The sequence below is a fragment of the Mesorhizobium sp. B1-1-1 genome, assembly GCF_006442955.1.
Taxonomy (GTDB): domain Bacteria; phylum Pseudomonadota; class Alphaproteobacteria; order Rhizobiales; family Rhizobiaceae; genus Mesorhizobium.
Window position 1 is genome coordinate 58,846 of the sequence record NZ_VFWW01000002.1, and the last position, 22,519, is coordinate 81,364.

At 60.5% G+C, this 22,519-nt stretch carries 15 protein-coding genes; 10 read left to right on the plus strand and 5 right to left on the minus strand.

Annotation, left to right across the window (positions count from 1 at the left end; all coding sequences use genetic code 11):
- Positions 1-264 precede the first annotated feature (264 nt).
- Both FJ986_RS03385 and FJ986_RS03390 read right to left on the minus strand, forming a co-directional pair.
- Entirely contained in the window at positions 265-1,974 is a 1,710-nt protein-coding gene (locus FJ986_RS03385) for an alkaline phosphatase D family protein (RefSeq protein ID WP_140525292.1), read from the minus strand.
- Positions 1,971-6,110 (minus strand): GMC oxidoreductase, encoded by a 4,140-nt coding sequence (locus FJ986_RS03390; RefSeq protein WP_140673394.1) that lies wholly within the window; start codon positions 6,108-6,110, stop codon positions 1,971-1,973. The genes FJ986_RS03385 and FJ986_RS03390 overlap by 4 nt, the downstream gene beginning before the upstream one ends.
- A gap of 416 nt (positions 6,111-6,526) precedes the next feature.
- Here FJ986_RS03390 and FJ986_RS03395 point away from each other — a divergent pair, with 416 nt between their 5' ends.
- Positions 6,527-10,279: an adenylate/guanylate cyclase domain-containing protein gene (locus FJ986_RS03395; RefSeq protein ID WP_181181849.1), complete on the plus strand. Its 3,753-nt coding sequence runs from the start codon at positions 6,527-6,529 to the stop codon at positions 10,277-10,279.
- 47 nt (positions 10,280-10,326) lie between these two features.
- A complete protein-coding gene (locus FJ986_RS03400; protein WP_140673398.1) occupies positions 10,327-11,013 on the plus strand; it encodes a Crp/Fnr family transcriptional regulator in 687 nt (228 codons plus the stop codon).
- Positions 11,014-11,280: 267 nt separating this feature from the next.
- Here the strand turns inward: FJ986_RS03400 and FJ986_RS03405 are convergent, their stop codons facing one another.
- Together FJ986_RS03405 and FJ986_RS03410 are read right to left on the minus strand one after the other, a co-directional pair.
- Positions 11,281-11,553 (minus strand): hypothetical protein, encoded by a 273-nt coding sequence (locus FJ986_RS03405; protein WP_140498482.1) that lies wholly within the window; start codon positions 11,551-11,553, stop codon positions 11,281-11,283.
- 224 nt (positions 11,554-11,777) lie between these two features.
- Positions 11,778-12,515: a Crp/Fnr family transcriptional regulator gene (locus tag FJ986_RS03410; protein ID WP_140498481.1), complete on the minus strand. Its 738-nt coding sequence runs from the start codon at positions 12,513-12,515 to the stop codon at positions 11,778-11,780.
- A 223-nt stretch (positions 12,516-12,738) separates the two neighbouring features.
- On the opposite strand from FJ986_RS03410, the gene FJ986_RS03415 reads away from it, so the two are divergent.
- From FJ986_RS03415 to FJ986_RS03440, 6 genes are all read left to right on the plus strand, one after another.
- Positions 12,739-14,091: a substrate-binding protein gene (locus FJ986_RS03415; protein WP_140673400.1), complete on the plus strand. Its 1,353-nt coding sequence runs from the start codon at positions 12,739-12,741 to the stop codon at positions 14,089-14,091.
- A gap of 185 nt (positions 14,092-14,276) precedes the next feature.
- Positions 14,277-15,152 (plus strand): branched-chain amino acid ABC transporter permease, encoded by an 876-nt coding sequence (locus tag FJ986_RS03420; RefSeq protein ID WP_140673402.1) that lies wholly within the window; start codon positions 14,277-14,279, stop codon positions 15,150-15,152.
- Positions 15,153-15,163: 11 nt separating this feature from the next.
- Positions 15,164-16,999, plus strand: a complete 1,836-nt coding sequence (locus FJ986_RS03425; RefSeq protein ID WP_140673404.1) for a branched-chain amino acid ABC transporter ATP-binding protein/permease — start codon at positions 15,164-15,166, stop codon at positions 16,997-16,999.
- Positions 16,996-17,694, plus strand: coding sequence for an ABC transporter ATP-binding protein (locus FJ986_RS03430; protein ID WP_140561318.1), 699 nt, complete (start codon positions 16,996-16,998; stop codon positions 17,692-17,694). Before FJ986_RS03425 ends, FJ986_RS03430 begins: the two co-directional genes overlap by 4 nt.
- Before the next feature lie 83 nt (positions 17,695-17,777).
- On the plus strand, positions 17,778-18,056 hold the full coding sequence (locus tag FJ986_RS03435) for a hypothetical protein (protein ID WP_140525297.1): 279 nt from the start codon (positions 17,778-17,780) through the stop codon (positions 18,054-18,056).
- Between the two features lie 64 nt (positions 18,057-18,120).
- On the plus strand, positions 18,121-18,573 hold the full coding sequence (locus tag FJ986_RS03440) for a VOC family protein (RefSeq protein ID WP_140561317.1): 453 nt from the start codon (positions 18,121-18,123) through the stop codon (positions 18,571-18,573).
- 201 nt (positions 18,574-18,774) lie between these two features.
- On the opposite strand, the gene FJ986_RS03445 is transcribed toward FJ986_RS03440, so the two are convergent.
- A complete protein-coding gene (locus tag FJ986_RS03445; RefSeq protein ID WP_181181850.1) occupies positions 18,775-20,016 on the minus strand; it encodes an ROK family transcriptional regulator in 1,242 nt (413 codons plus the stop codon).
- 111 nt (positions 20,017-20,127) lie between these two features.
- On the opposite strand from FJ986_RS03445, the gene FJ986_RS03450 reads away from it, so the two are divergent.
- The gene (locus FJ986_RS03450) at positions 20,128-21,180 is read left to right on the plus strand and encodes an N-acetylglucosamine-6-phosphate deacetylase (protein WP_140525300.1); all 1,053 of its coding nucleotides are present in this window, start codon (positions 20,128-20,130) and stop codon (positions 21,178-21,180) included.
- The gene (locus tag FJ986_RS03455) at positions 21,177-22,370 is read left to right on the plus strand and encodes an extracellular solute-binding protein (RefSeq protein WP_140525301.1); all 1,194 of its coding nucleotides are present in this window, start codon (positions 21,177-21,179) and stop codon (positions 22,368-22,370) included. Before FJ986_RS03450 ends, FJ986_RS03455 begins: the two co-directional genes overlap by 4 nt.
- Positions 22,371-22,519 lie beyond the last annotated feature (149 nt).

Sequence of the window (22,519 nt, forward strand, 5' to 3'; positions counted from 1 at the left end):
GCCTGTTATCACAATGGTGGCGGACCCTGTCCGCCACCATTGTCGATTGAGGAGACCGATTGCCGGCCAAGCGTTTTCGCTTCATGGCGACGTTTCCTTATGGGGAGCGGCTACACAGGCTCATGCAAAGGGCAGGCGATCGTTTGGACATGCGGCCTCAGAGACGATTATCTCGGGATAAATAGCTGCCGCCGCGCCTGATCGAGCGCGGGCCGCTTGGTATAGTGAGAAAAACTGAGTGAAGCCTTATTTCACGCGCAGCTATTACTCTAGGTCGCGCGTGAAGGTTCCGTTCTCCTTGAGCCCCCCGCTGTCGTGGAACTTGACATCCAGACGCCAATGCGAACGGCGGCGGCATGTCGTTACAAGCGCGAAACCGTCGCCAGGGGCGAAACTTGTCTGCACCTCGCAACAATACGGCCCCTGCTCAGGATCGGGATCGGGAAAGCAAAAAGTCTCATTGGCCTGGAAATTGTCGGCAGTTCCGTTCGCAAACGGATATGGCGCGTACAGCGCCGAACTGTGGATACAATGCAGGATGCTCTGCTTGCCGGTTTTGCTGTTTGTTACACGAGCGGTGACCAGGCTGCTCACGTGCTCGTCACCCGACAGGAATACCAGTCCCTTTATTTCCTTGTTGCACACGAACCTGAGCAGTTTATGTAAGGAAAACGGGTATCCATCCCACGCGTCCGAACGCAAGGCACAAGTGGGGGCCTCGGCCACCTCCCGCCGCCGCGGCAGCACTGCCGAGGATGTGAGAACAAATTTGGGCATTTCGGTGTGTTCAGGCTTGGTAAGCCATTCACAAAGTTTGGCGAATTGCGTTGAACCCATGATCCGCGCTTCGCACCAGTTCGAGACCGTCCGTCCTTGACGTTCGGTGCGCGTGTCGCAAAGGAAGAATGGCATACCGTTGTGGGTTAAATCGTCTCGCCAGATGTGTGCCGGCAGGCGCTTTTCCAGCACCTCGGTCTTGCCACGTTCGTACCTGAAGTAAGCCAGTTTCCCAGGCTTTATGACGATATCATTCTTGCGCATCGCCGGGTCGGGGTCTTTTGCCCAATTGTCGCGAATCTCATGATCGTCCAGCATCATTTCAACCGCCATGTCCAAGCGCTGCATCACCGCCTTCACACCGCGGCTCTGGCCCCGGCGTTCGTAGGGTATTCGGAATCGGTCGTTGACTACCTTAGGGTCGAAAAGCCCTGCCGTAGCGTCGATATATACCTGATCGCCGGCCAGCAGCAGCAACGTTGGGGCGCCGGGTTTGCCCAGTAGATCGCCGAGCGCGAGCAGAGACGCATCCGCGGGCCCTCGTGTCGCATGCTGACCGTCGGGCATGTGGTCGAGGAAATCACTGGGGTATTGGCAACTTGCGAGAGCGAATGAAAGGTTCGATACCGCGCGGGCATCGCTCTTGTGCCGATGGCTTCTGTGCGACCTTCCAGGCCTGCCGACGATCAGGCCACCTCGCAAATCATCCAATGTGTCAGTCTCGAGCGCATACCGAATAGCCTCGGCGGCCCTCTTCACCGCGTTCTTGGCATGCGAACCTGTGTCGAGGATTTCAGGTGGTGATCCCGCCGCGTCGGGCAGTTTCGGTAACCGAGCCAAGCCGCCAATACCCTGCGCCTGAACGTACAGCAGCAAGACCAGTACCTGCTGCGCTTCAGGCCACTCATGGAGCGGAACTTCAAATACGTAAGGAGATGCGGGTTGCTTAATATAGTAATGCGGAAGACTATTATAGAGGCTATCGTCGCTCTGTCCTTTCTCGTCGCCGCGGCTCGTAACCGGCGGACCGATCATGTGCAGGCGGTCGCCCTTTGCGTAGACGGGAACAATGAAAGCTGCATGAGGCAAGCCCCGCCCTCCGCTATCGGCCGCTTGCACCAGGATCTTGCCCGCCTCGACCTCTACGCGCACCCCGAAGGCGGGCGCCCTGGCTTCAGAGGGGAGAGAATGCGTCATGGCTTTTCCTCCAAGGGGCCCGGCATATCGGAGATATCCGGCATTCCGAGGTATTTCGCTATAACGCCGCAGATCGACGAGGCGTCTTTGCCGATCAGGCAATCCTGATGACCGTGGCCGGCAATGCACCAGGTCAGGTAGGACGGTTGGCCGAGCGCCAGGAACTGGCCGCTTTTGTCAATAAGATCCCTGATTTCTTCCTCCGATTGCACCGCCTCGACCGCATGCAGAGATGAGTTCAAATGCGGCACGCCGGCCCCTTTGAGCATATTTCGCATCAGTCTTAGCGTTGAGGGGGCGACCAAACCGTTTTCCGCTCCATGGATCGACATCATCGGGAACTTCAGTCGATCCCTCACCCGGTCCGGCAGCACATAACGATTTATGCCGGCGCGATCGGTCACGGTGTTGAAGCCAGCAAAATGTATGACCTGCGAGACTGTCTCGACGCTGAGCGGGCCGAAGAAATCGTCGATGTGGTCGAGTACGAGGTCAGAGAGATTGTTGAGCGAGAAGGTGCGTGCATAGAGCGCGTCCATCCGATGTCTTGTGCCGACCCAAGGCGTCGCTTTGCCTGGGGGCCAGAGGGGATTCTCGCGCCGATACTCGTCGGACGGCAGCCACATTGCCGAGAGCGCTCTGTCGAGCAATTGACCGGCGAGCGAGATATCGCCATGCGGACTGAACACATAGTCTTCAAGTTGAAGAAAATAACGTACATATCGCATCACATATGCGGCGAGCACATTTGCCGAACTCAACAGCATTGCCGGGCCGACTTGCGAAAACACCACGCGCCCGATCTTATTGTGCAAATTCCTTCGATCATGCTCGCCAAGCACTGCCATGCTGAACATTGCCGCGCCCATGCAATGGCAGACGACATCGAGCCTTTCCTGCCCTGTCGCAGCCAGCACGTGTTGGACGGCGATCGGAATGTCATTCTCCGCCATCTCCTCAAAAGACCAACCGCCTGTGGCGGTAGTCAGGCCTGAACTCGATCGCATATCGAGCACCCAGACATCGCGCCCAGCATCACACAGCGATTGAGCGAGGTTGCCGGGTACGGCAGCATGAGCAAATGTGGTGCCGCTCGCACTGTAACCATGGATGAGCAAGACGGGGCGTTTCGGGACGCCCTTCTCGATCACCTTTGCGGAACTGCCGTCATAGCGGGCCAGGCGAATGCGGATCGGCGGGCTGAGCTGACCTTTCAAGGTCAACCAGTCGATTTGGGGCGCAGGTAAGCCCGGCACCGCCCCGGGCAACCGTTGTGGTTCACGCGCAGATGGCGGGTCGGGGCGGCGAAAACTCAGTGCATGTATCTGAAGCACGACGCGAAAACCGTAGAGTATGAAAGAGGCCAGATCTGCCAGTGCCGCGACACGGTCTTGCTGCCCCACTATCCGCAGCAGAGGCACCGATTGCCGCGCCAGGTATCGTTTGTTTAGCTCTAGCGACGGTAGCTTCTTGCCAATGACGGTCTTGCTCATCTGCGGGAAAACTTCGACCGACATCTCCATCAATTGCTGCCAAGGGCTGGCGCCGCGCGCATAGGTGAGCCGCTTCACCGCTCTGATTTTCTTCTGGGTGAACAGAGAGCTGTCGAACCTCGCGCCCGTGCCGAGATCTTCCGGCTCGACAACCTTGTCGATGTGCAAATCGTATTCGATCAGGCGGACCCCGCCCGCACGCGAGCACAGGTGCAGAATGTCGAGCAGTCTGAGATGGGATGCCCCTCCGCTAGGCGGCGTGAAACGCAACCATTCCTGGCCCTGGCGGACCAAGCGGTAAGCAAAGTCGCGCATCCCGCGGTTGAGCGCCCACGCAAGGATAGCGCGCAGCATTCGGGGCACGGGGCGCGATTTTTTCAGATCGAACAGGTGGAGCGATCCCGAGATCTCCGCCTCGAGCGCAACATGGCTTTCATAGGCCTGATCTGCAATGGGGTCGAACTCCTTTCCTGCACGCAGAATGCGCAGCCGACCATGGGCAATCGGCAAACACCGTCCACGGGGCGTTTGCAGCGCGTAGAGATCGGTGAGCACCACCGGCTTGGTGGTTAGCGTCAGTTCGACCATGTGTGGTTTCACACCGTTGCCGCGCATAGCCAGAGGGACCTTGCCGCGCACCTGTTCGGTCAGTTCGATGCTGGTAGGCGTAGGCGCAGGGTTCGTCCGCGGCGTGGAATATATCGGCCGCGTTTCGCCACGAGAGTTCCCAGGCAAGGGTGCATTGGTCAAACGGCCGCCACTGAGTTGCCATTCCTCCTTGAGCTCGGTGATCGCTCGCAATGCCAGAACGGCTATGGTCAAGGCGGGATTGATGCCCAGCGACGTGGGCACGACCGAGCCATCGAGCACGATCAACCCTTCGTGAGTGCGTCTGAGGCCGACCGCGGCGGCATCGAACACGCGGCCGCAATGATCGGTCACGCCTTGGCGAACGTCGTCACCCATGGCGCAGCCCCCAAGGGGATGCACCGTCAGCAGCGGCCCGCGTTGGCGACCGAACACGGCTTCGAGCCTGTCGGACAAAGGTCGCCACAACAGGTTGTTCACCAGCCGTCCGCCCAATCCAGACTCTCGAAGCAACTTGCCAAGGCGCGCATGATGGTTCTCCAGCCGGGGGTCCAGTCGCAACTCCGGCCAGCGCACCGTGAGCATCCCGTCGGCGAGCATTTTTTCAGGATCGTCTTGCTTCTCATCGGCGCTGTTTTGCATCGAGGGCCCTAGCGCCAGTGCTCCCTCCGCGTCGTCGCGGCCGATCATAGCCAACACCAGGGAGTTGGTGATGGCGGCTGGATTGACGGCTGCATCGTCTGCCCGTGAGGGATTCGGCTCATGCTTCGCCCAGTCGCCATCGGCGACGCGATTGAGCACATCGAATGTGGTGGCGCTTTCCTCAAACAGGCGGCGCAGCGGTCCCGGTACGGCAAGATCTTGGATCACCAGGTCAGTAGCCGCGTTGCCGTCGCGCAGATCGATCATTGCGGTTATCGTCGGGCCGACCGCGCGACCGCAATCCTCGCTCTTGATGTTTGGGGCCGGATTCTCGGTTTCGTCAGCGACGCCATTCACCCGTGCCGCCAAATCATGGGCAACGACGAGCATGTCACCATTGGCGGAGAACTTGCTTCCCAGCTGATCGGAGAACTTTATCCCGCGGATTTGCGAGCGCATCAAAATTTCCGTCGAGCCGAATGTGCCTGCTGCAAGGATCACGCGTCTCGCCAGCAGCGCGAACGGCTTCCGCTGGTTATCGCGTAGATGGCCGTCGGTGTGATTGACGTCCAACTGCCATCCTTCGCCCGCGCGCAAAACGCGCAAGACGGTGGCGCCAGTGACGATCTGTACCAGGCTTTGTCGAGCTAGCCGCAACAAGTTCAGGTCGAGGGATTCTTTGGCATTGTAGTTGCAACCAGTGGCGCAGTCGCCGCAACGGCGACATTCGCTCATCGCGACCCCGGCGTGGTTGGTGTGGCAATCGGAAGCGACGGTTATGTGAGCGGGTCGTGCTTTGCCACCAGCCAAATTTCTAATTGCTTCGGACTTGGCCAGGAAAGGCTTGGTGACACGTATCGGCTTGGCTCCCAACCAATCACGCAGCCGTTCAGCTGTCTCTGCGAGCGTCGTATCTCTGCGGATTTTGGTGGGCCAGCGTGCTTCCCGGAAAATCTCCAGCAGCGGCATCTCCATCACGCCGGCGTTGATTAATGAGCCTCCACCCAAGCCACACGCGACGAGAGCTACCGCGTCGTCGCTGCAGCGCAAGTCGTAAAGACCATCGAACACGCCGCGTTGGCGTTTCGCAAAGGGGGTGGCAAAGCGGACGTGGCCGCCCAGATCGGCCAATCGCGAAGGGAACATTCCGGCCAGGTACTCCTTGCCGCGTTCCAGTACGCAGATTTTTAAAGATTGGCCTTGCACATCCTTGCAGGCGCTCAATTCGGCGGCAGCCACCGAGCCGCCATAGCCGCTGCCAACGATGGCAACATCAAAGTCATATCCGCCCTTGACGGTTGTCCTTTCCCTATCGGCGATCTGCGGAAAATCGTGGACCAATGTCTCGAGTCGGTGCGAGAGCCAAGCCGTCGCACGTGGCGGCTCCGGCGCTGCCTTGATGTGTACAGGCAATGCGTCCTCCCTAATTTAGATATCAATCATATACGAAATTTGGTGTAACGTCAGGAAGTCACGCAATCTATCGGGGCGATATTCATTCCCTTTAGGAAGTGCGCGGTCGGCGGTGCCTTTCTCTGCCCTGAAACCATGGGCACGGCTGCGGGAAGGAACCCATGGAGGGTACTTGCGAGCTACTTGAGAGTTTTCTGCCGCTGGAATTACTCGGTAGAATTCACGCACTTCGAGCGGATGGCCCAGTAGCCGTCGAATTCCAGGCTGCAGTGGTGTTTGTCGATGTGTCCAGATACACGGCCTTGGTCGAGCAACTAGCACGACGGGGGCAAGAAGGACTTGAAAGAATCCCGAGCCTGCTTAGTCACTCCTACGCGCGATGCGTAGAGCAAGTATACAATCGTGGAGGCGAGATTTTGTACCTCGCCGGCGACGAACTGCTAGCCTACTGGTCGGCGGATGTCCGCGGACTTGAAAGCGCGGTGCGAGCGGCGACAGCCTGTGCCAAGGCAATCTGCGGCGGCCAGAACGAGCGTTTGGAGGACGGAACAGCTGAAATCGCACCCGCGCTGCATGTTGGAGTAGGGGCGGGGGCCCTCTGGGCGGCGGCTTTAGGCGGTCAGCCGGTCTGGACTCTCTTTGCAGGCGGAGATGCCATCATGCAGGCCGCTCAGTCCCAAGCGGCTGCGCGCCGATGGGAATATGTACTTTCCGACAAAGCCAACTTGGCCCTTGCGCAGCCGTCTCAATCGCGGCGCAGTCGGCCTACGCTGGCTTCTCCGCCTCCGGGCTGGCTGGCAAGGTTTTTGCCTTTGCAGCTCAGGGACCTGCTGTCCGAAGCCGACTTGCGCTCAGTTGCCGCGGACAGCGCCGTTGCCATCCGTTCCGAAGAAGATCATCCAACGACCGCCCGCTTAGACGCCCTGGCGGAGATTAGGCCGATCACCGCCCTTTTCGCGCGAATTGCCGGACTTGACCATCGTCAACCTCAGGCGCTTGCGCGCTATCAATTGCTATGCGCGACCCTCCAGGAGGATCTGCGTTCGCGCGGTGGGCCGGCCGGCGAGTTGCTCTTTGACGACAAAGGTCTGATTTTCTTTGCGACGTTCGGAGCGCGAGGCAGTTTCCACCGCGACGATCCTTGCCGTGCCGTCGATGCTGCTCGCGCGATCCGTCTGACGGCCCAACGCTTGGGCCTCTCCGCGTCGATGGGCGTGGCTACCGGCGATGCGCTTTTTAGTGTTGTCGGAAGCGCACGTCGGCGCCAGCTGATGGTGATCGGCGCGCCCGTGAATCGGGCGGCGCGGCTTATGACGGCGGCATCGGCAAACGTTCTCTGCGATGCACCAACAGAGCGAGCCAGCCGGACGGCGTTTTGGTTCGAAGAACACGGCACGTTGCAACTGGACGGACTTGGGGACATGGCAACGGTATTTTGTCCCATGGATCCGCGCGCCCCGGTCCAACCTCTTAGTCCGCTGATTGGTCGGCAGAGCGAGCTGGAGTTCCTGAAACGTACGTTCGAGGAGACCCGCCGTGGAGGCAGGCGTTTGCTCGTTGTCTTGGGTGAGTCGGGCATTGGAAAAACCGCTTTGATCAGAGCTTTCACGGACGAACTGCGCTCAACCGCGATCGAGGTTTTGACCGCGCGCGCCGAACGTGACGATCGCCGGACATCGCTCCTGCCATGGCGGCGGGTGCTTGTGTCCCTTCTCGGCCTACCGTCCGACAGCGATGGATTTGCGGTGCTTGATGTCGTCACACAACGGGTTCAAGGCAACTCGTCGCTCGTTGGGCGACTGCCCTTGCTAGGTGATGTTCTGAGCATCGAAATTCCCCAAAACGACGGGACGCGACATCTGGAGGGACCTCATCGCGCTGATGCCACCATGCGCCTTTTGGGTGATCTCATGGATAACTTGGCACCGCGCCCGTTGGCATTGGTCCTAGAGGACAGTCAGTGGCTGGATTCGGCATCGTGGCGCCTCGTCGAGTGGGTTCTCTCATCGCTGTCCTCGTTGCTTCTGGTCCTGTGCGTACGCTCGGACGAAGTTCCGGAGGAGTTAAAAAACCTACGAAGGCGAGCCGAGGCCACAAGAAGGAATACATCCGGAACGGAACCTGACGATCCCGCGCGCCTGTGTCGTATCCTGGATCTCGAGGAACTCAGCGAGGCGTCGATTTGCGAACTGGTCGCCCGCACGCTCGGGGATGTGCCCCCACATGGCGAACTGGCGCGCCGGGTCTCGGCCTTAGCCGGTGGCAATCCGTTTTTCGCCGAGGAGATAGCGCTGACATTAAAGAGCCAGGGGCTCATCGCCATACGCGATGGTTTGTGGTGTCCGATCCGCCCGCTCGAGAGCCTTCGATATTTCGAAGGTGTCGATCGGGTCATTCGGGAGCGCGTTGATCGATTGGAGACCCCAGTCCAGCACGTTCTCAGGGCTGCGGCCGTGATCGGGCGTTCATTTACCGGCGAGGCCCTGGCGACGTTGCTCGAGGGCGAGTTGGATCACGACGGTGTGGGTGCAGCTGTCGAGTCGCTCGTGGCGGCGCATCTCGTGCGTCAGGGCACTGGATCAGGGAACTACGAGTTCCGTCATGATCAAATCCGAGACGTCGTTTATGGCTCAATTCCCAGTGAAGTGCGACAGCGACTTCATGCAGCTCTGGCCGCTTGGATCGAGTCGAGCCAGTCGGCCGCCATGGGCGCGGATGTCGCGGCCCTCGTTCAGCATTTTGAGGCCGCCGGAAACAATTTCAAGGCAGTTGGATATGCCAATTTGGCAGCAATCAAGGCGCTGCAGGTCGGTGCGTTTCGAGAGGTCGAGGCGTTTCTGGAAATCTGCTTGAGATACGAGTCGAAGCAGCCTTGGAGTGCTGAGCAAAGACTTCAGTCGGTGCGTTGGCGCAGGCAGCTCGGCGAGGCCCATTACAGTCGTGGCGACCTCCATGCTCAGGGCATTTCGGTGAGGCGCGCCCTCACCTTGGCGGGCACGCCGGTTCCACGTTCCTCGGCAGCCCTTTTGATGCGGCTGCTTGGGGGTGGAATGCGGCTCGCGTTCCAACAGGTGTTCCCTCCTTCGCTATGGTCAACTCAGGGTAGTGTGCTGGACTCCTGGGAGCGAGAACTAGCTCGCTGCCTTAACCAGGCGGCCGTCGTGGACTATTTCGAGCTTCGCTTTTCGCGAGCGTTTTCCCACACCGTCGCGGCTGTCGCTCATGCGGAGCGCACGGGGCTCACCATGGAGATGGTGGTCGCGTCGGCCCAACTGGCATGCGGGCTGGGAATTCTGGGGCGCCGGCGCGCTTGCAACTACTTCATGGCAAGGGCAGAACGGGTGGTGACTGCGCTCGCCGATCCAGCGGTCCATGCCCACCTGTGTAATCTCGATGCGCTCTGGCGCATCGGGCGCTGCGACTGGCTGATGGTAGATCGTCGTCTGGATCAGTCTCAAGAGCTGTGTCTAAAGGCGGGCGATCAACTAAGTTGGTGCAACGCCCAGGCCATGCGCTTCTGGTCAATGTACTACCGCGGTGAATCGGGTGCGCTGGAGTACACCGCCCAGGCGCTGCTCTCCCGCGCGCAGAACAGCGGAAACCTCCAGCAAGAGATTTGGGCGCTCCGATGCAAGTCGTTGTGTGTGCTCCACACGGATAGCCCCCGTGAAGCGGTCGACATCCTTCGGCTGACCACGTCCGCTATGGTCGGATCCGCCGATCTCGCCGACTTGGTCTCCGCCAAAGGGTCGCTTGCGCTCGCGCTTGCACGGGTCGGGCTCCATGCTGAGAGCCTTCGGGCTGTGGTCGAGACGCTACGCCTGCTGCGCGAGATGCGTCGGCCGACTGTGCACAGCACACTGCCCGGCATTGCCGGCGTGTGCGAAGTGCTTCTGCGCGGCAGGGAGGCAGGCCTCTCGCGCGAGTACGACCAGTGGCGCCACTGGGAACGCCAAGCGCTGCATGAGCTCAAGCGTTACCGCCGCGCGTTTCCTGTCGGCACCGCCCAGTATGGGCTGTGGGTCGGCGTGGCCCATTGGCTGGACGGGCGCGGTGACCGCGCCGTCTCTACTTGGCGGCAAGCACTCGCGGCTGCGCGGCGCCTCTCGTTACGCAGGGATCAGTCGATCATTGCGGCCGAGCTGAGGCGCCGGCAAGACAAGATCTAAGATACTCTCCTGCGTTGGAGTTATCCGATCGGCAACTTGGGGGCGACATGGCTTTTGGCGGCGCGAACGAAAGAAATGATCTCCCGCGCCTTGCACGGATCGATCCGCGCCTGTTCGATCTTCTTTTCGGCGGCTGCAAGGTTGAACGCCACGCGGCGGGCCAGATTCTCTTCGTCCAGGAAGATCCATCCGATCGTATTTACGGGGTGATGAGCGGGACGGTGGAGATCTCGATGTATTCGCCGGGAGGCCGGAAGCTGGTGGCCAATATCGAGCTTTCGCACAGCTTGGTCGGAGAGATCGGCGCGCTCGACGGGCGCCCGCGCACCGCAACCGCCACTTGCCTGACCGTTTGCGATCTGGCCTCGCTCGGTCGGAAGCAGCTCTTCGATCGCATCGAAAAAACCCCACCTCTGGCACGCGCCATGATTGAGCTTTTGTGCGCACGGCTGCGTTGGGTCAGCGGCGAACTTGGCGATCAGGCTTTCTTCGGCATTGAGGCCAGGCTGGCAAAACGACTGGTCTTTTTGGCCGGCGTTATGGCGGATGGCTCAGGTTGGATACCGATCTCCCAGTCCGAACTGGGGGAGTTCCTGGGCGCCACGCGCGAGTCCGTCAACAAGACACTTAACGATTGGCGCAACCGTTCGATCATCGCAATCAAGCGTGGTGGCCTGCGCATAAGGAACGCCGGTGCGCTTCGTCACATCGCCGAGTCACAGGACGATGACTGATGTCGCCATTCGCAATCGGCGCGCGCGCATCAGAGCCGCGAAATTAGATTGCGCAACGAAGACCGGATCGGCATGAAGGGATAGTCCTCCACCTGTCGTGGTGACGAACTGGGAACCTCCGTTCAGCATCCTGACGCCGTCCCAGGCGATTGGACCTGCCACGGCTGTCGCGCGATCTATGGTCGGGCTTTTCTTAATAGTCCGTCGGTCAGTCGGTACCCGCTCAAGGAGGCAGAGCGGTGGCGCTAGCCACCGCTCTTATCTGGATCAATTCCGGCAGTCCGGGCTGACAGGATCGTACTGGTGTGGGCTGACCCCCATGCACTTGGAGTTCGAAGCGCCACCAGGCAATCCGATCGACCCGGTCGGGAAGCCATACACCGCTTCTTCTGAAGCCAATGAATGTTGACCCTTCAAGTCACCCGGGGCTTCGAAGTCACCATTGTCGGCTCGCAGACTGTGGACGAAGGTCGAGTCGATCGCGAACGAAGGCACCGTGAGGATGAAGAATGCAGACGCAGCTGTAATGATCTTATACATGTTTCTCTCCCTTTGGTTGATGGCATCACAAAATTCGTGATGAGAACGAAATTGGCTTAGTTTAAAAACCAACTTCCTCTTCGGGCTTGATCTTTGCTATTTTCTTTATGATCTGTCCGAAAGAGAGACTAAATTGCCTGCTCTGTCATCTCTTGTACGCCGCGGGTGAGATTTGTATGTGAAGGAATTCACGCAGGGTGCTAATATGATCGACGGGACGCTTTTCATTCCCGCTGCTTCAGCACCGGGATCGGAACGAGGGACATCGGCTGGTACTGAGCCAGTCTTCGAAGGCCCGCAAGATCAGTCAAGTCGATGAAGCGCGCGTTGCTGGTGATAAGCTGTTCGGCGCGCAATTGCTGAATGATGCGATTGAGATGGGGCACGCTCAACCCGAGCGCGTCCGCCATGATTTCCTGTGAAAACGGCAGATCGAAACTTGCTTCGTCGGCGCGTTCGACTTCCAGGAGACGCGCGTGAATCTCCAGCAAAAGGTGCGCCAACCTTTCAATCGGAGTGCGCCGACCTAGATTGACGATGTGTTCCGCATAAGTCGCTGCCTCTTGGGCGGCGAGCCAACTTAACACCAGACCGAATTGGGGCTGCTCGTAGCAGAGACGAATGTACGCGTCGAACGAGCAGACGGCGTAGGTCAGTTCGCTCACGGCAACGACCGAACAAGTGGATCGATCGAAAAAGCTGACCGGGAATCCAATGACATCACCGGGCAGGATGAGCTTCAGGATTTGCCGCCTGCCGCTGCGCAGCAACCTGTAGCGGATCGCGTAGCCGTCTTTAACAAAGCACAGGTTTCGGAACTCGGAGCCGTGAACGACGAGTTCCTCCCGTTTCCGAATGGTAAGATCGCGCTCGAAGATTGCCTCAAGACGTTTGATGTCTAGCGAATCCAGCTTCATTGCACGTGTCAGTCGGGTCACGATCGGGTGGCCGGTCAGCGGCATGCCATGCTCCAAATGTTCATGACCTTCAACGAAACTTTCCTATGCTTATTAATCCAGATCAATGAACAGAATTATCAAACGAAAGTTGTATTGACTGGCAGGCCTACGCCACTGCGAATGCCCATGCAAATAGGCCATTTTCAGCGTTTCGCTGGAAAAAACCGGTTTGCGGGAACAACAAATGAGAGCCGTCCGACGGCTCCACGCTAAGGAGGAACAGCTGATGCCGCTCGACGATCAAAATACTTCCAATATATCCCGCCGCACCATGCTGCACGCGGGCGCAGGTCTTCTCGGTAGTGCCGTTCTGCCCTTATCCAGCTTTGCGGCTTTTGCAGCCGACGACAAGCCCGCGATAGGCACCTGGCCGGCCGGGTCGGCGGGCGACACCGTCTACATCGGAGCCGCGGTGCCCCTCACCGGTGCCTATGCCGTGCAGGGTGCTGATGAACTTAAGGGCTGGCAGCTGGCGGTCGACCACATCAACAACGGCCATGAGTTGATGAAGGCGTTGGCGCCGAAAGTCGACAAGGGGTTGCTCGGCAAGAAGGTCGAGCTGTTGTCCGCCGACAGCGCGGCCAAGCCGAACCAGGCCGTCGAGCTCGAGCAGAATTTCATCCACCAAAACAACATCATCCTGATGACTGGCTCGACTTCATCGGCGGTCGCGGTTGCGCTCAACAAATTCGCGCAGCGCGAGAAGATCCTCTACGTCGCGGGCATCTCCGGCTCAAACGACACAACAGGCAAGGACTGTGTCCGCTACGGCTTCCGCCAGAACTTCTACGGCCAGACCGCAGCCAACGCGATCGGCCCGATCCTTCTGAAGACCTACGGAAAGGGAAAGAAGGCGGCATTCATGACGCCGGACTACACTTACGGTCACACCGTCACCAAGTCGGTGAACGACTACCTGACCTCTCAGGGTGGATGGGAGATGGTGACGGACCAGGTCTCGCCGCTAGGCACCCAGGATTTCAGCCAGTATCTGACCAACATCGCCAATTCGGGCGCCGAATTCATTGTCAACGTCAACTGGGGCCGCGACGCGGTGCTGTCGATCCAGCAGGCCAAGCAGTTCGGCCTGACTCCGAGCATGAAGATGGTCATCCCCTACCAGATCCCCTTCCTTGCCAAGGAAGTAGGCCCCGAACTGACAGCCGGCGTTTTTGCCGCTACCGATTTCTGGTGGACCCTGCAGGACAAGTATCCGCTCGCCAAGCAGTTCGTGGACGCGTTCCAGAAAAAGTTCGGTTATCGGCCGGAATGGGGCGCCGAAAATGCCTATGTCAGCTTCGCTCATTGGGCGCGCATGGTGTCGCAGGCCGGTAGCTTCTATCCGCCGGACGTCATCAAGCAATACGAGAAGGGTGAGACCATCCCTTCACTCGTCGGCGACGTTCACTATCGGCCGGAAGACCATCAGTGCGTGCGACCGGTCGTACTCGTCCAGGGTAAGGACCCCAAGGACATGAAGAGCGACGACGACTACTGGAACGTGGTCGAGGTGGTCGATGGCGCGCCGCTGATGCAGAAGCCTGACGAGTTCGGCTGCAACCTGGGCAGCTACACCTGATATCCCGCAGCGCCTTCTCCGCCCGCCACGGGTGGAGAAGGCGCTCGCACCGGGACTGGCTCTGGCTGGACTCAGACGGTTCGTCTCCCGGCGGTCGGTGGAATGTCGATTGTTCGCGACTTGTCAACCAAACCCTTGCTGGCGCGAGGGCAGGGCATATTTTTCATGATTAAGGTGGGCACAGAGTGATCAACTGGGCAAATTTCATCTCGCAGTGCTTCAATGGGCTCGTGCTCGGCGCGCTTCTGGCGCTGATCTCCTCCGGGCTGACCATCATCTACGGGACGCTCGGCGTCCTGAACCTTGCCCATGGCGCGATGTTCATGCTCGGAGGCTATGCCGGCTGGCTCGCCTACACCTACACAGATTCATTCCTCGCCGCGGTGGCGGCCGGATCGCTGTTCGTGATGATCATCGGCGTGTTGATCGAGCGGCTGATCATTCGCCATTTCTACATGCGGCCGCTTGAGGACCAGCTTCTCGTTACGTTCGGGCTCGGCATCGTTTTCGTCGAGACGATCCGCTTCTTCTTCGGCAGCCTCTCGCGCACGGTGCCGCCGCCCGCCTCGCTGGTCGGCATCACCCATCTGGGCTTCATGGTCTATCCCACCTACCGATTGGCGCTCCTCGGCATCGTCGCCCTGGCTCTGCTGATGCTCTATGTCGTGCTCTATCGCACCCGCATCGGGATGATCGTGCGAGCAGGCATCGAGGATTCGGTAATGGTCGATTCGCTTGGAATCGACGTCTACAAGATCTTCATGCTCGTCTTCGGCATCGGAGCCATGGCGGCCGGCTTCGCCGGCATCGTCAACGCACCCGTGGTGTCGATCGCGCCCGATGTCGGGGAAGCCATACTGGTCCAGACCTTCGTGGTCGTGGTGATCGGCGGCGTCGGTTCCTTTCCGGGCGCGATCCTCGGCGGCCTCATCGCCGGCGAAATCATCAGCATCACCTCGATGTTCAATCCCGGTTATTCCTATGTCATGCTGTTCGTGGCGATGACTCTGGTGCTGGTGCTTCGCCCGCACGGGCTGCTCGGCACGGCAGGGCGCGAGTAGACGCGGTCGCCATGAACATCAAACATCCCTTCCTTGTCGAGCTTCTGACGGCGCTGGCGCTCGTCCTGGCGCCGTTCGTGCTGCCCCATCTCGGCTTTTCGCCCAGCACGATCAATCGTATCCTTATATGGGGCCTGTTCGGGATCGGCTTCGACATCCTGTTCGGCTACACGGGATTGCTGTCGTTCGGCCAGTCGGCCTTCTACGGTACTGGCGGGATGTTCGCCGCCTATCTCCTGACTGAAACCGGCTTCTCCTATGTCATGGCTGCCATCGTCATGGGCGCCGTCGTGTCGGGTGTCGTCGGCTATGTGATCGGCCTGATCGCCCTGAGACGCACCGGCATCTATTTCGCCATGATCACGGTGGCCATCGCCGAAGTCTTCTTCTTTGTCGAGTTCAATCCGCTCTCGGCATTCACAGGCGGCGAGAACGGCTTGCCTGGCGTGCCAACCCCGGTCGTCAACCTCGGCTTCACGGTACTCGAATTCAACACCGACTGGACGATGTATACCTTCCTGGCGTTCTGGTATTTCGTGGGCATTGTCGTCGCACTTCGCATCGTACGCTCGCCGGTTGGTGCGATCCTTTCGGCGATCCGTGACAATCCGCTCCGCGCCGCGGCGCTCGGCCACGACATACACGGCTACAAGCTCACGGCCTTCGTGGTTGCGGCGATCTATGCCGGCTTTGCCGGCGGCCTGTTGGGCGTCATGCAGGGCTTCATGCCGCCGGACGCTTTCATGTTCGACACGTCTGGCCAGGTCGTGATGCAGACGGCGATCGGCGGTGCCGGCACACTGTTCGGGCCGCTGGTGGGCGCGACGGTGTGGCTCTATCTGAGCGACTTTTTCCAGAACACATTGCATCTCGGCGCCACATGGAAGTTGGTGCTCGGCATCGTTTTCGTGCTGCTGGTCTGCTTCCTGCGGCGCGGCATCGTCGGTGCGATCGTCGATCTCTATGGGTTGACCGGCGGCCGCAAGCGCATCGAACGGGCCAATCCCGCGGTCGAGAGTGCGCCGCACGTCGTGACCGTCGTCGAACCGATGCCGGCGCGCCGGCATGGCACTGCGCCAGCATCCCGACCGATCCTGCAGGTGCAGGGCCTAACCAAACGCTATGGCGGTATCACAGCCAACAGCGACATCGACTTCAGCGTCGACCATGGGGAGATAAGGGGCATCATTGGACCCAACGGCGCGGGCAAGACGACGTTCTTCAAGATGCTCACCTGCGAGATCGCGCCGACCTCCGGCCGCATCATACTGGCCGGCCGCGACATTACGGGCATGGGTGTGTCCGAGGTGTGCCAGCTCGGGCTCACCAAGAGCTACCAGATCAACCAGCTGTTCGACCGCCTGACGGTGCGGCGGAACCTGATGATTGCCGCGCTGGGCGAGGCGCGTGGAAAGTTCCGGCTTGACCTGTTCAAGAGTATCCACAGCGTTCCCGGTCTCAATGAGCAGGTCGAGCGAACGGCGGCGCTGGTGAACCTTACGGCGCGGCTCGATCGGCCCGTTTCGGAACTGGCCTATGGCGAGAAGCGGCGGCTGGAAATCGGCCTTGCGCTGGCGACGTCGCCGAGCCTGCTCCTGCTTGACGAGCCGCTTGCCGGCATGAGCCCGCGCGAGCGCGTCGAGACCGTGGCGCTGCTCAAGTCAATCGCGCGTGGACGCACGATGATCATCATCGACCACGACATGGATTCGCTCTTCGAGCTGGTCGAGAAAGTGACCGTCCTGCAGGAGGGCAGGGTACTGGTCGAAGGCATGCCCGCTGAGATCAAGACCAACGCAAAGGTGCAGGAAGCCTACCTCGGCGGAGTACATGGAGAGGTGGCATGAGCCTGCTCGAAGTCAGGGCGTTGAACAGCTATTATGGCGACAGTCACATTCTGTTCGACGTCTCATTGAGGGTCGAGAAAAACGAGGTCGTGGCGCTGCTCGGGCGCAACGGCGCGGGCAAGTCGACGACGCTGAAGAGCCTGATGGGCGTGGTGACGCCACGAGCCGGCTCGGTTGAGCTCGACGGGGTTGAGCTGGTTGGCAGGAAGGCGCACAGCATCGCTCGGGAAGGCATGCAGCTCGTGCACGAAAATCGGCGCATCTTCGGCAGCCTGAGCGTCGAGGAAAACATCATTCTGGCCGGATTGACCGCCGACGGCCGCTGGCCGCTGGAACGCATCTACACGATGTTCCCACGGCTGAAGGAACGGCGCACCAGCCGTGGCACGGATCTCTCGGGTGGCGAACAGCAGATGCTGGCCATAGCCCGTGCATTGGTGCGCAACCCGAAGATCCTTCTGCTTGATGAGCCCTTCGAAGGACTTGCTCCAGTCATTGTGCACGATCTGGTGCGCGCCTGCCGCGAACTGGCCCAGGCAGGGCAGACAATCGTGCTGGTGGAACAGAACATCGCCGCGACGCTGGCGCTCGCGAGCCGCGTTTATATCATCAATAACGGCCATATCGCCCACGAGGGCCCGGCCGCCGAGCTCAAGACACAGCCGGGGCTGCTGCAGCATCATCTCGGCGTCTAGGGGCGAGCAGCCGCGGACGGCGTTCGACTTCCGACCGCCTTCGGCCATCCGTGCTTCATGCCGGCGACTATCCAGGCCATCGCTTGCAGGACCGTATCGCCTTCTGGCGCCAGCCGCTGATCGCCGGAAATATCAGGACAGTCTCCAGGTTGGAGTCGGCCTGGATTTTTGCCGACCTGCCGTGTTGGAAAAGAGAGGCACCGTTCGATTTTCGAGGAATTTCAAGTCGAGCCGGCGCCGGCTTCGGCGGCAATCGAGCAGATGATCGCGTGGAACCCGGAACGGATCGTGTCGACGCACGGTTGATGGTCTCCGGCGGTGCGGTGGGCGAACTGAGGCGAGCCTTCCGCCGGGTCTTGTAAAGAGTGTTTCGCCGGCTTGTGCACCGCAAACGAGCGCTCTGATATTTGGCGCGAGGACACCGAGATGACTGAACGACCGGAGAGATATCGAAATGCGATTGTCCCTCATATCTACGTCGACGGGGCGTCGGATGGGATCGCGTTCTACGAGCGGGCATTCGGAGCGATGGAATTGTTCCGAATTGCCCACCCAGGCGGCAAAATCATGCACGCCGAGATTTTGATCTGCGGAGCCGTGATCATGATCGGGGATCCGGACGAGAGACTATACGGCGAGCCGCGGACACTTGGTCGCTGCACAGCTGGCCTTCACATCTTCACTGATGATAACGCGACCTTGCTGCGGCGCGCGGTCAAGGCTGGCGCGGAAGAGATTCAGCCACCCACGAATATGTGCTATGGCGCCAGTTCCGCCACCGTGCGCGATCCCTTCGGCCACGTCTGGGTGCTCCTGTCGTGGAGGGAGGACCTCGATCCGGCAGAGATGGAACGGCGCGGGAATGCGCTCCTGGCCTAAAGAAGAAAACGCTGGCGACATGCTAAATGCGGCTGTTCGCTGTGCGGCTCGTCAGTGAGAACCGGCTCGAAAACCTCCGCGAGGCAGTGAGCTTCGCCCGAGCGGCGTCGCAGCATTCTCCACAGGACGTGAGAGGTGTGGGGCATCGAGATTGCTCCCGGATCTCTGAACCCGCAGCGTCAATCATTCAGATGCTTCGCGTCAGGGCATCGGCCTTTGCCGCTTTCCATTCCGCCGGCTCCGCCCCGCGCCATTCGGTTTCCCCTGCGGCGTGCCGAGCAGCACGCGAACGGCGATTTCATGAAGCGGTTGCGCGGCGCCTTGGACGACGTAGTCCAGGCTGGAGCGATCGGAGATCAGGGTCGGCAGGCGCAAGGTGCCGATCAATCCTTCCGCCTCGAAGCGGGAGCGTAGAAGTTCGTAGAGTCCGGCATTGCAGGTAACCGGGCCGGTGATGAACACCTTCTCGGGGAAAAGCAGCCTGCAGGCGTTCCCCAGCGCGCGCGCCATAAGATCGACGGCGACCCGGATTTCGGGAATATCCGTCAGCTCCATCGTCTCGATTTGGCTGGAGAGGAGTTCCTCCTCCCCTGAAGCCCACGGATATATCTCCCGTATGACCGGCAACAGGGCTGACAGCGAAGCTGCTGTTTCGAGACAGCCCCGGTTGCCGCATCCGCAGGGGCGATCCTTGAGCACGTTGAAACGCCAATGGCCGATTTCGCCGAAGGGGCCGCCCTGGCGCATCGGCGCATAGGCGCTGCCGCGATAGGCCAGGCCGATGCCCCAACCCCAATGAAGAATGAAGGCGCCTTCCAGTCTTTCCATGCCCGGCACGGCGTATCGGGCGCTCAATTCGACATCCAGTTGGCGAAACAGGAACACGCGCGGCGTGATGCCATCGAGCGCCTTGCCGACGTCGAAATCGCGAACGTTCGGCCATCGCGAGGTCAATATCCACGTCCGGGTCTTCACGTCCACGATGCCGGAAACGGCAACGGACGTTCCGACATGACGCATGCCAGACGGGCAGCTGCCGAGCAGACCGGCGACAAGGTCACGCATCGTCGCGGTCATGCGGGCCGAATCGGCGTCGGACGGAACATGGGCGGTTTGCCGGGCGAGGACACTTCCGCGGAAATCGACAAGGACGCCAACCAGTTCCTGGCTGGAAACAAGAAGGACGGTCGCGCCCGCGCAACCGGGGTTCAAAACGATTTGCGCCGGTGGGCGGCCACGGCCGCTCACCTGGCCGACGCTTTGCTCGATGATGCCCCTGCCGACGAGGTCGGCGATGGCGCGCGAGATCGCCATCGAGGTCATGTCCAACTCGGCGGCAAGTGCGGCGCGGGATTTGCCGCCGCCTTCGTGCAGGCTGGCGATGACGCGTGCGCAGTCGCGTTGGCGGGCGTCCTCGAAATCCGCGGTGTAGAGCGTCAACATGCCCGGATTCTTTTCCTTTCGCATTTTTGGATAACATTATTCAAAAATGGCTTGCAAGCGGTATCAAGCCGTGTACTCTCCGCGTAAGGAATCTTGGCGATCGGCCGCAACATGATTACTCCCGGTCTGGTCGACATGCAGGTCAATGGCTTCGCCGGCGTCGATTTCAACTCGGGGACCCTGACGGCGGCGGAACTCGACGAAGCGCTGGAGGCCCTCCTGGCGTGCGGCGTGACAGCGTGCCTGCCGACGATCATCACGGCAAGGCCGGACGAATTGTCGGCGCGGTTCAGCGCTCTCGACAAGGCTGTCTCCGAAAGCCGCCTCGGTCCCCTCATGTGCCCCGGCTATCATCTGGAAGGTCCGTTCCTCAATCCCGCCCCGGGTTATTCCGGATGCCATCCCGCCTCGGCGATGACCGCTGCGGATCCTGCGCTCATTGAGCGTCTGCAGTCGCTGCTCAAGCGCCCGATCCTTTTGACGACGCTGGCTCCCGAAGTGGAAGGTGGCATTGCTTTCATACGGGCCATGAACCGGCACAACATTCTTGTTTCGATCGGCCACTCGGCTTGCGGTTTTGAGCTCGTGGCGCAGGCCGCGGCGGCTGGCGCTGTCCTTTCCACCCATCTCGGCAACGGGCTGCCGCAAACCTTGCCGAAACTGGACAATACCCTGTTTGCCCAACTGGCCGAAGACCGTCTCGCCGCGACATTCATCGCCGACGGGATTCACGTTCCGCCAGGCGCGTTGAAATCGCTGGTCCGGGCAAAAGGGCTGGACCGGTCGGTCCTGGTTACCGATGCCGTTTCGGCGGCCGGTGCGCCGCACGGATCTTACGAATTTGCCGGAATGCGGGTCGAGAGCCGCGCCGATGGCTCGGTCCGCGTTCCTGGCGGCGTCGGGCTCGCCGGGTCGGCGCTGCGACTGGACGACGCCGTGCGCAACCTGGTGCGCTGGGGCATCGCCGGTTTCGCACAGGCTGTCGATATGGCCTCGGCAAATGTGATGGCGCTGCTGCAGCCGGCGCTGGACGCGCATGGCCTTCGCGTGCCCGCCAGCGAGATCGAGTGGGCGCCCGACATGACCATCACCCATGCGCGCGTCGGAGAAGAAGAACGCGAATACGACCGGCAAACGACAAAATGGGAAGGAAGACAACCATGACTGCTCGTGAACTCAAGGTGAATCGCCGCACCATCCTTGGCGGCATTGGCGGTACATTCCTCGCCGACACGACGCGGGCCTGGGCGCAATCACCCAAATTGGCGGCATCGCCGGTCGTCATTTCGGTGATGGACGTGGGCGGCGCGCTGGCGCTTTCGCAGCCGGCCTTCGAAAACTACGCCAAGAAATATCCCGAGCGCACCGAACGGATCGTCTTCACCAAGGCGCCGGTGACCGAGCTTGCCGGAAAGCTGCGCGCGCAGCAAGAAGCCAACCGCGTCGATATCGACATGGTGCTGACCGGCTCCGACGGTCTGGCGGCAGGCCTAGCCAACGGCACATGGATCAAGATTCTGCCTGATTTCAACGACAAGTTTCCCAAAATCGAGGACAATTACGAACCGGCCGCACTGGCCCTGCACAAGAAGCAGGGCGCGGGATATGGCGTTGTCGTCAACTACTATCCTTCCGGCCCGCTGATCGAATACGCCCCTGAGCGGGTGAAGGAGGTTCCCGGCTCGGTCGAGGAGCTGCTAGCCTGGGCCAAGGCCCATCCGGGCCGCTTCATGTATGCGCGGCCCACCAATTCCGGCCCCGGCCGTACATTCATGATGGGTCTCCCCTACCTGCTCGGCGACAAGGATCCGCAGGATCCCGTCGACGGCTGGGAGAAGACCTGGGCCTATCTGGCAGAGATCGGCCAGTATATCGACTATTATCCCGCGGGCACCGGCGTCACCATGAAGGAATTCGGGGAAGGTAGCCGCGACATCATCATTTCGACCACGGGATGGGACATCAATCCGCGCGCCCTCGGCATCGTGCCGGAATCGGCAAGGATCGGCACGCTCAAGGGCTTCCATTGGGTTTCGGACGCCTTTTTCATGTGCGTTCCGAAAGGCATTTCCGACGACAAGCTCGCCGTGGTGCTTGATCTGATGGCATTTTTGCTTACGCGCGAAGCGCAGGCTTATTCCTACGATGAGGGCTATCTCTACCCCGGCCCGGCGGTGAAGAACGTGCCTGTCTCCATGGCGCCGCAGCACAGCCAGGACATCGTCAAACGTTTCGGCAGGGACGAGTATGCCAGCCTCATCGCCGACAACCCGATCGAACTGCCGCTGCCGCCGGAAAAGATGATCGCCGCCTTCCGAAAGTGGGACGAATTGGTCGGCGCAAAGAAATCCTGATGCTTCGCCAAAGGCCGGCCGCGTCGAGGGGCTGGCGCTAGGATAGTGCAGCATGCCAGGCACCGGCCTGACGCGGCCTGTCCGCGACGGGACCTTCAGCGCAGCGGGGCGTCATTTGTGTTGCATTCGATACTAATAGACTAATATAT